The organism is Bradyrhizobium sp. MV1.5 (assembly GCF_055807615.1).
Window position 1 is genome coordinate 99,476 of record NZ_JBVVPL010000019.1, and the last position, 8,573, is coordinate 108,048.

General features: G+C 64.8%; 9 protein-coding genes. 5 read left to right on the plus strand and 4 right to left on the minus strand.

Annotated elements, in window-relative coordinates; genetic code table 11:
* Positions 1–5: 5 nt before the first annotated feature.
* Positions 6–329: a DUF1476 domain-containing protein gene (locus tag AC0L2J_RS19370; RefSeq protein WP_473393180.1), complete on the minus strand. Its 324-nt coding sequence runs from the start codon at positions 327–329 to the stop codon at positions 6–8.
* A gap of 309 nt (positions 330–638) precedes the next feature.
* Between AC0L2J_RS19370 and purC the strand changes: the two genes are divergently transcribed.
* Together purC and purS are read left to right on the plus strand one after the other, a co-directional pair.
* Positions 639–1,406 (plus strand): phosphoribosylaminoimidazolesuccinocarboxamide synthase, encoded by a 768-nt coding sequence (gene purC / locus AC0L2J_RS19375; RefSeq protein ID WP_171944915.1) that lies wholly within the window; start codon positions 639–641, stop codon positions 1,404–1,406.
* A gap of 12 nt (positions 1,407–1,418) precedes the next feature.
* Entirely contained in the window at positions 1,419–1,661 is a 243-nt protein-coding gene (gene purS / locus AC0L2J_RS19380) for a phosphoribosylformylglycinamidine synthase subunit PurS (protein WP_007602264.1), read from the plus strand.
* 10 nt (positions 1,662–1,671) lie between these two features.
* On the opposite strand, the gene AC0L2J_RS19385 is transcribed toward purS, so the two are convergent.
* Positions 1,672–2,688 (minus strand): magnesium and cobalt transport protein CorA, encoded by a 1,017-nt coding sequence (locus tag AC0L2J_RS19385; protein WP_007612140.1) that lies wholly within the window; start codon positions 2,686–2,688, stop codon positions 1,672–1,674.
* Positions 2,689–2,853: 165 nt separating this feature from the next.
* Between AC0L2J_RS19385 and purQ the strand changes: the two genes are divergently transcribed.
* Positions 2,854–3,555: a phosphoribosylformylglycinamidine synthase subunit PurQ gene (gene purQ / locus AC0L2J_RS19390; RefSeq protein ID WP_007612139.1), complete on the plus strand. Its 702-nt coding sequence runs from the start codon at positions 2,854–2,856 to the stop codon at positions 3,553–3,555.
* Entirely contained in the window at positions 3,552–4,541 is a 990-nt protein-coding gene (locus tag AC0L2J_RS19395) for a tripartite tricarboxylate transporter substrate binding protein BugD (RefSeq protein ID WP_007612137.1), read from the plus strand. The genes purQ and AC0L2J_RS19395 overlap by 4 nt, the downstream gene beginning before the upstream one ends.
* Here AC0L2J_RS19395 and AC0L2J_RS19400 read toward each other — a convergent pair whose 3' ends face one another.
* Positions 4,542–5,444, minus strand: a complete 903-nt coding sequence (locus AC0L2J_RS19400) for a DMT family transporter (RefSeq protein WP_473393185.1) — start codon at positions 5,442–5,444, stop codon at positions 4,542–4,544.
* 129 nt (positions 5,445–5,573) lie between these two features.
* The gene (locus AC0L2J_RS19405) at positions 5,574–6,053 is read right to left on the minus strand and encodes a PaaI family thioesterase (RefSeq protein ID WP_007612134.1); all 480 of its coding nucleotides are present in this window, start codon (positions 6,051–6,053) and stop codon (positions 5,574–5,576) included.
* Positions 6,054–6,236: 183 nt separating this feature from the next.
* On the opposite strand from AC0L2J_RS19405, the gene purL reads away from it, so the two are divergent.
* Entirely contained in the window at positions 6,237–8,447 is a 2,211-nt protein-coding gene (gene purL, locus AC0L2J_RS19410) for a phosphoribosylformylglycinamidine synthase subunit PurL (protein WP_473393189.1), read from the plus strand.
* The last annotated feature ends 126 nt before the right edge of the window (positions 8,448–8,573 follow it).

The window sequence follows — 8,573 nt, forward strand, 5'->3', positions numbered from 1 at the left end:
TCGTCCTATTTCCCGGCCTTCACCTCGGCCGCCGCCACCGCGATCAGCTCGTTCATCTTGGCCCGAATCGCCTGTTCGGTGACGGCCACGTTCTTGGCGGCGAAATCGGTCATGACCTTGCGCAGGACGTCGGCATCACCGGCTTCCTCGAAATCGGCCGCGACCACCTCCTTGGCATAGGCCGTGGCGGCATCGCCGGCGATGCCGAGCTTTTCGGCCACCCACAGACCGAGCAGCCGGTTGCGGCGGGCTTCCGCCTTGAATTTCTGCTCCTCGTCGAGGGCGAACTTCTTCTCGAAGCCTTCCTCGCGCTTGTCCAACGTGCTCATGCCTTTTCCAATTCCCTGCTGACTGGACCCGGCTGGCCCTCGTTGCGAGAGCCCCGGTGCATGCCTAGATAGGGGGCACGAATCGGCAAAACAACGAGCCGTTAAGCCGCAGGCAAGACGGTATAAGTTTGATGCCGGACGGCCGGATCGATTGTGCTGGGACAGCCAATCGGATAGGTTGCCTAAGGCTGGGTTCCCGTTCTGTTTCTTGGGGTTCCGGGCCGTTCACGGCAGCTCCGCTGTGGGTCGTAGTCTCGTCAACCGGAGCACACCAGATACATGGATTTCAACAAAACACGGTACATCCCCATGAGCCGTCGGCGTCGCATTTATGAAGGCAAGGCAAAGGTTCTTTACGAAGGTCCGGAGCCCGGTACCCTGATCCAGCACTTCAAGGATGACGCCACCGCGTTCAATGCGAAAAAGCATCAGGTGATCGAGGGCAAGGGTGTCCTCAACAACCGGATCTCGGAGTACCTGTTTCAGCACCTCAACGACATCGGGGTGCCGACCCATTTCATCCGTCGCCTCAACATGCGCGAGCAGTTGATTCGCGAGGTCGAGATCGTGCCGCTGGAAGTGGTGGTGCGGAACGTTGCCGCCGGCTCGCTGTCGCAGCGCCTCGGCATCGAGGAGGGCACGCAGCTGCCCCGTTCGATCATCGAGTTCTACTACAAGAACGACCAGCTCAACGACCCCATGGTGTCGGAAGAGCACATCACCGCTTTCGGCTGGGCGACGCCGCAGGAGATCGACGACATCATGGCGCTTGCCATCCGTGTCAACGACTTCCTCACCGGTCTCTTCCTCGGCATCGGCATCCGCCTCGTCGACTTCAAGATGGAGTGCGGCCGGCTGTTCGAAAACGACATGATGCGGATCATCGTCGCAGACGAGATCTCGCCGGATAGCTGCCGCCTGTGGGACATCAAGTCGAACGAGAAGCTCGACAAGGACCGTTTCCGCCGAGATCTCGGTGGGCTGCTCGAGGCCTATACCGAAGTCGCCAAGCGTCTCGGCATTCTCATGGAGAACGAGCGTCCGGCGGGCTCAGGCCCGGTGCTGGTGAAGAGCTAAGAGGGATCTGACGTGAAGGCACGTGTTACCGTGACGTTGAAAACGGGCATCCTCGATCCGCAAGGTAAGGCGATCGAGGGTGCATTGAAGTCGCTCGGCGTCGACGGCGTCGCCAGCGTCCGGCAGGGCAAGGTGTTCGACATCGAGCTCGCGGGCGCGGACAAGGCGAAGGCGGAGGCGGCGTTGAAGGACGCCGCCGACAAGCTGCTGGCGAACACCGTGATCGAGAATTATCGGGTCGAGCTGATCGGGTGAACGGGATGGCTCACAGCCATCCGACCCGACGAAAACGCCAGTAAAGCGCGCCGCACGCCGTCAGCATCACGCCGAGCAGCGTGTAATAGCCGTACTCCCAGTCCAGCTCCGGCATGTGCTTGAAGTTCATGCCGTAGATTCCGGCAAGCGCGGTGGGGATCGCGATGATCGCGAGCCAGGAGGCAAGCTTCTTGGAGACCGCCGTCTCCTGGGCCTGGCCGACCAGCAGGCTTGCTTCGAAGGCGAAGGCCAGCACCTCGCGCATCGAATCGATCCGCTCCTGGATGTTCCTGACGTGGTCGGTGACGTCGCGGAACAGCGGTTGCATCGTTGCGCGCACCATCGCCAGCTCGTCATGCTCGAGCCGGCGGCAGACCTCGACCAGAGGGCCGATCGCAGTCCGGAGCCGCAAGAGGTCGCGGCGCAGCATGTAGAGCCGCTCGATCTGCGCCTTGCTGATCGCCTTGGAGAGCACGTCATCCTCGATGCTCTCGACCTCTTCGTGAATGCTCTCGAGCACGGGCGAGTAGTTGTCGACGATGAAATCGAGAATGGCGTAGAGGATGTAGTCCTCGCCGCGCGCGAGCGCTCGCGGGCAGCTTTCGCAGCGTTCGCGCACCGGCGTGTAGGACGTCGACGCGCCGTGGCGCACCGAGACCAGATAGCCTTCGCCGACGAAGATGTGCGTCTCGCCGAAGGCGATCCGGCCCTCGATCAGTTGCGCGGTCCGCGCCACGATGAACAGGGCCTCGCCATATTGCTCGATCTTCGGTCGCTGATGGGCGTGGTTGGCGTCCTCGATGGCGAGTTCGTGCAGGTCGAACTGCTTCTGCACCGCGGTGAGCAGCGCCATGTCAGGCTCGTGCAGCCCTATCCAGACCACGTGGCCGGGCTTCGCCCGCCAGCTCGAGGCCTCGCTGATGGCGATATTGGCGACGCGCCGGCCGTCGACATAGGCGCCGGCGGCGATGACGCCCTCGGTGGACACTGGCTCGGAGAGGGATGCGGGCAGCGAGGGGACATTCATGGCTTCAATCCCGGGCGAATCGATCGGCCGAATGGCGGGCTATGGCCTGTGCACAACGCTCGCGAGCAAGGCTAGCACTGGTAAAATCCCCGTCAAATGGATATGTCTGCTGCCGATTTGGCAGCCGTGCCAGCCCCATTCCAATCCTCGTTCGGAACCTCTGCCATGAAAGCCGCCATCCTCGTCTTTCCCGGAATCAACCGCGAGCGCGACATGGCGCGTGCCTTGAGGCTGATCTCGGGCAGCGAGCCCGCGATGGTCTGGCACGCCGAGACCTCGCTGCCTGCGGGGACCGATCTCGTGGTCGTCCCCGGCGGGTTCTCCTATGGCGATTACCTGCGCTGCGGCGCGATTGCGGCGCGGGCGCCGGTGATGGACGCGGTGCGCGACTATGCGGCCAAGGGCGGCCTCGTGCTCGGCGTCTGCAACGGATTTCAGATCCTCTGCGAATCCGGCCTCTTGCCCGGCGTCCTGATGCGCAATGCGCGGCTGAAATTCATCTGCCACGACGTGCATCTCCGCGTCGAGCGGTCCGACACGCCGTTCACGCGCGGCTACAATGCGGGGCAGGTGATCCGCGTGCCCATCGCGCATGGCGAGGGCAATTATGCGGCGGACACGGAGACCATCAAGCGGCTCGAGGGCGAGGGTCGCGTGCTTTACCGCTATTGCTCGGCCGACGGCGCGATCGACGATATCAGCAACATCAATGGCGCCGCGCAATCCATCGCCGGCATCGTCAACGACAAGGGCAACGTGCTCGGCATGATGCCGCATCCGGAAAACCACGTCGAAGACATCATGGGCTGCACCGACGGCCGCGGCCTGTTCGCCGGCCTCACCGCGCATCTGGAAAAAGCCGCGTGATTGCGTTCGTGCTGAAGCGGCTGTCGGCCGCTGTCGCCGTCGTTGCGCTCTCGACGGCCGCGTTCGCGACGGCGGCGTTCGCACAGGATTTCCCAAAGCGTCCCGTCACCATGATCGTGCCGTTCGCGGCCGGCGGCACGTCCGACGTGATCGCGCGCACCGTTGCCGAGCAGATGGGCATCGCGCTCGGCCAGACCATCGTGATCGAGAACGTCGCCGGCGCCGGCGGCTCGACCGCACTGGCGCGCGCCTCTCGCGCCGAGCCCGACGGCTACACCATTGCGATCGGCAACGCCGGCACCAACGCCGCGACCTATACGATCTATCCAAAGCTGCCGTTCACGCCGGATTCCTTCGTGCCGATCGCCATGGTGGCGAAAACGTTCGGCATCATCGCCGTGCGCAAGGATTTTCCGGCGAAAGACCTGAAAGAGTTCATCGCCCACGCCAAGGCCAATCCGGGCAAGATCAATCTCGGCCATGCCGGCGTCGGCTCTTCGAACTACCTGATCTGCAAGAGCTTCATCACAGCCGCGGGGATCGACGCGACGCTGGTCGGCTATCGCGGCGCCGCGCCCGCGCTCACCGATGCGATCGGCGGCCAGATCGACGGCGTCTGCGATGCGGCAGCCTCCGTCTCGCAGTCGATCAACGAGAAGCTGGCGCGCGGGCTCGTGGTCGGCTCGACCGTGCGGCTCGCGACAGTGCCGGATCTGCCGACGTCGGCCGAAGCCGGCCTGCCCGAATTCGAAGCGCAGGGCTGGAACGGCCTGTTCGCGCCCAAGGGCACCCCGCCGGCGGTCATCGCCAAGCTGAATGCCGCAGCACGCACGGCGGTCGAAACCGACGCGGTGAAGAAGCGGTTCGCCGACCTCTCGACCGTGGCCCCCGATGCCGACGAGCACACGCCCGAGGTGCTGCAAAAGGTCGTGACGCGCGACGTCGAGAAGTACCGCAAGATGCTGGCGGAAGACTCCAAGCCATAGCTAGCGTCGTTTCAGCCGTTCCGTCGGCACCGTCATCGCTGCGACGCCCGCCATGACCAGCACCAGTCCCAGCGCCAGGTTCGACGGCACGCTCTCGCCGAGCAGCAGCACAGAGAGGCCGACGCCGATCGGGATGCGCAAATAGCCTTGTGCGTTCGTCGTCAGCGTGCCGAGCCGTCCCAGGCACATGTAGAACAGCATCAGCCCCAAGGCGCTGGAGACGATGCCCATGACGATGGTGGCTGTGATCGCGGTCGGCGTCGGGTGCAGCGTCCAGGGCTGGTCGATGATCAGCGAAGGCGGCAGCAGCACGAGGCCGCCGAACAGCAGCGAACCGGCCGACACCACCATCGGATCGTACTCGGACAGTCGCAGGCCGAAGATGGTGGCGCAGGCGAACGAGATGGTGGCGAGCAGGATCGCGATCTCGGCCACGATCTCGCTACCGAAGCCGCGCAATGCGTCGAGGCCAACGATGACGATGGTGCCGGCAAGGCCGAGGATCGCGCCCGCGAGCTTCAGCAGCGTGGCCGGCTCATGACGCGTGATCAGCGAGGTGATCAGGAAGGCGAAGATCGGCGTGGTCGAAGCCAACACCACCGTGTTCGACGCCGGCACATATTGCTGCGACCAGGTGATGATCAGGAACGGAAAGGTCGAGTTGATCAATTGCTGGGTCGCGAACAGCTTCCAGGCCTTCGCATCGGTCGGGATCCTGACGCCGCGCATCCACAGGATCGCGAACAGGAAGGCGGCCGCGATCAGCGAGCGCGCCGAGATGAAGGTCACGGGCGGGATCGTATCCAGCGCGAGCTTGGCCAGCGGATAGGTGGAGCTCCAGCAGCAGGCGAGCGCGACCAGCAGCGCATAGTCGCGCCAGTTGCGCGCGCCGGATGCGGACATGGACGGCAATTGCGAGGCCGTGGCGCGAGCCGTCGGCGGTGTGCTCTGCGGTACCTTGATGTTGCTCCCCGGCGCGACAGCGCTCGACATAAGTCTGGGCGAGAGGGCGCCAAAAGGGAAGGCGGCGAGCTATGCGTTTGGCTGCAGTGCCGGCTTCCGCTTCACCCGCTTGATCGTGCCGGAGAAGGTGAACAGGGGCCGCCCGCCTGATGTCAGCTTGCCGCGCAGGAAGATCAGCGAGCCGCCGGCGCGGGAGACTTCGCCGACGCATTCGATCAGCTCGCCTTCGCGCGCCGCGTCGAGGAAGTCGCAGGCGAAATTGGTGGTCACGGCTGGGCCATCCAGCTCGTGGGTGGCGATCGCGAACAGGCAATAGTCGGCAAACGCCATGAAGCAGCCGCCATGGACGTTTCCGGAGCCGTTGAGGTGCTTTTTCTCGACTCGGAACGCCGAGCGAACGCTGCCGTCGTTCTCGATCTTGTGCCAGAACGGGCCGATATGGCTCTCAAAACTGTCGCGAATCCAGGTTCGCCAGCCCTGGAATTCCCCGTCGGTGGCGACGTGGAGGTCGGGGCGGCGAGGCGGGGGCGCTTTGGTCAATTCATGCAAGGAAATGGGCCTTCAATTGCGGGTCTTTTGCCCTTAAATCCGATCTGTCCGCGCTGTGCAATTCCTGTTCCCGCAGCCCCCGGCCGCAAAACGTGGGACAGCGGGAAAATGCGCCATAAAGGGCTTTTCCAAGCCGCCCGATGTTCCTAAGAACGGCCAACTGCTGCCGAAAGCCCAAATTCCATGAAGAACGAACCCAAGATCACCCCCGAGCTGATTGCCGCCCACGGGCTCAAGCCCGACGAATATGAGCGCATCCTGAAGCTGATCGGCCGGGAGCCGAGCTTCACCGAACTCGGCATCTTCTCGGCGATGTGGAACGAGCACTGCTCGTACAAATCCTCGCGCCTCCATCTGAAGGGCTTGCCGACCAAGGCGCCTTGGGTGATCCAGGGCCCGGGCGAGAATGCCGGCGTGATCGACATCGGCGACGGCCAGGCCGTGGTCTTCAAGATGGAGAGCCACAACCACCCGAGCTACATCGAGCCATACCAGGGCGCGACCACCGGCGTCGGCGGCATCTTGCGCGACGTCTTCACGATGGGCGCGCGGCCGATCGCCTGCCTCAACGCGCTGAGCTTCGGCGCTCCCGAGCATGCCAGGACGCGTCATCTCGTTTCCGGCGTCGTCGCCGGCGTCGGGGGCTATGGCAATTCCTTCGGCGTGCCGACGGTCGGCGGCCAGGTCCGCTTCCACACCCGCTATGACGGCAACATCCTCGTCAACGCGATGGCGGTCGGCCTCGCCGATACCGACAAGATCTTCTATGCGGCCGCCTCCGGCGTGAACATGCCGATCGTCTATCTCGGCTCCAAGACCGGCCGCGACGGCATTCACGGCGCCTCGATGGCCTCGGCCGAGTTCGACGACAAGTCCGAAGAGAAGCGTCCGACCGTCCAGGTCGGCGATCCCTTCGCCGAAAAGCTGCTGCTCGAGGCCTGTCTCGAGATCATGGAGAAGGGCTGCGTCATCGCGATCCAGGACATGGGCGCGGCGGGGCTGACGTGTTCGGCGGTCGAGATGGGCGCCAAGGGCGACCTCGGCGTCGACCTCGATCTCGATGCGGTGCCGACGCGTGAGATCGGCATGAGCGCCTACGAGATGATGCTCTCGGAGAGCCAGGAGCGCATGCTCATGGTGCTCAAGCCCGAGAAGGAGAAAGAGGCCGAGGCGATCTTCAAGAAGTGGGGCCTCGATTTCGCCGTGGTCGGCTACACTACGCCGAGCAAGCGCTTTGTGGTCAAGCATGGCGGTGACGTCATGGCCGATTTGCCGATCAAGGAGCTCGGCGACGAGGCACCGCTCTATGACCGTCCGCATGTCCCCTCCGCCGCGCTGCCGGTTGTGCATGCGCGCGAGGTGGCGGCGCCGATCGGTCTCGGTGCCGCGCTCGAAAAGCTGATCGGCACGCCCGACATGTGCAGCAAGCGCTGGGTCTGGGAGCAGTACGACCACGTCATTCTCGGCAACACCATGCAGCGTCCCGGCGGCGATGCCGCCGTGGTGCGCGTGCAGGACGGCCCGAAGGGCTTGGCGCTGACCGTTGACGTGACGCCGCGTTATTGCGAGGCCGATCCTTATCAAGGCGGCATGCAGGCCGTGGCGGAAGCCTGGCGCAACATCACCGCGGTCGGCGGCAAGCCGCTTGCGATCACCGACAATCTCAATTTCGGCAATCCCGAGCGGCCCGAGATCATGGGACAGTTCGTCGGCTGCCTGAAGGGCATCTCGGAAGCCTGCCGCACGCTCGACTTCCCGGTCGTGTCCGGCAACGTCTCGCTCTACAACGAGACCAATGGCCGCGCGATCCTGCCGACGCCCTCGATCGGCGGCGTCGGCTTGCTCGATGACTTCACCAAATCGGCCTCGCTCGCCTTCAAGGCCGAAGGCGAGGCGATTCTCCTGATCGGCGACACCCATGGCTGGCTCGGCCAGTCCGTTTACCTGCGCGACATCTGCGGTCGCGAGGAGGGCGCGCCGCCGCCGGTCGACCTCGCCGCCGAGAAGCGCAACGGCGACTGCGTGCGCGGCATGATCCATGCGGGCACTGCGACCGCCGTGCACGATCTCTCCGACGGCGGCCTGCTGATCGCGCTTGCCGAGATGGCGATGGCGAGCGGCATCGGTGCAAAACTGCTCGCGGCGCCGACTGCGCTGGTGCCTCAGGCCTATTGGTTCGGCGAGGACCAGGCGCGCTATCTCGTCACCGTGCCTGAAACCGAGGCCGGCCGCGTGCTCGCCAAGATGCGCGGCTGCGAGGTGCCCTGCGTGCGGATCGGCACCACCGGCGGCGACGCCGTCGCGATCGCGGGCGAAGCGCCTGTAACGATCGAGGCGCTGCGGACCTCGTTCGAGCGCTGGCTGCCGGAGTATATGGACGGCAAGGCGGCGTAAGGCGCTGAACTTGTAGCCCGGATGAGCGAAGCGACATCCGGGGTTTTCGCCCGAGGTTTGCCCGGGGGGGGTGTGGGGATACGGGGGTCGGGGGGGGTTGCGGCCAACACCGGGGGCGCCCCCCGG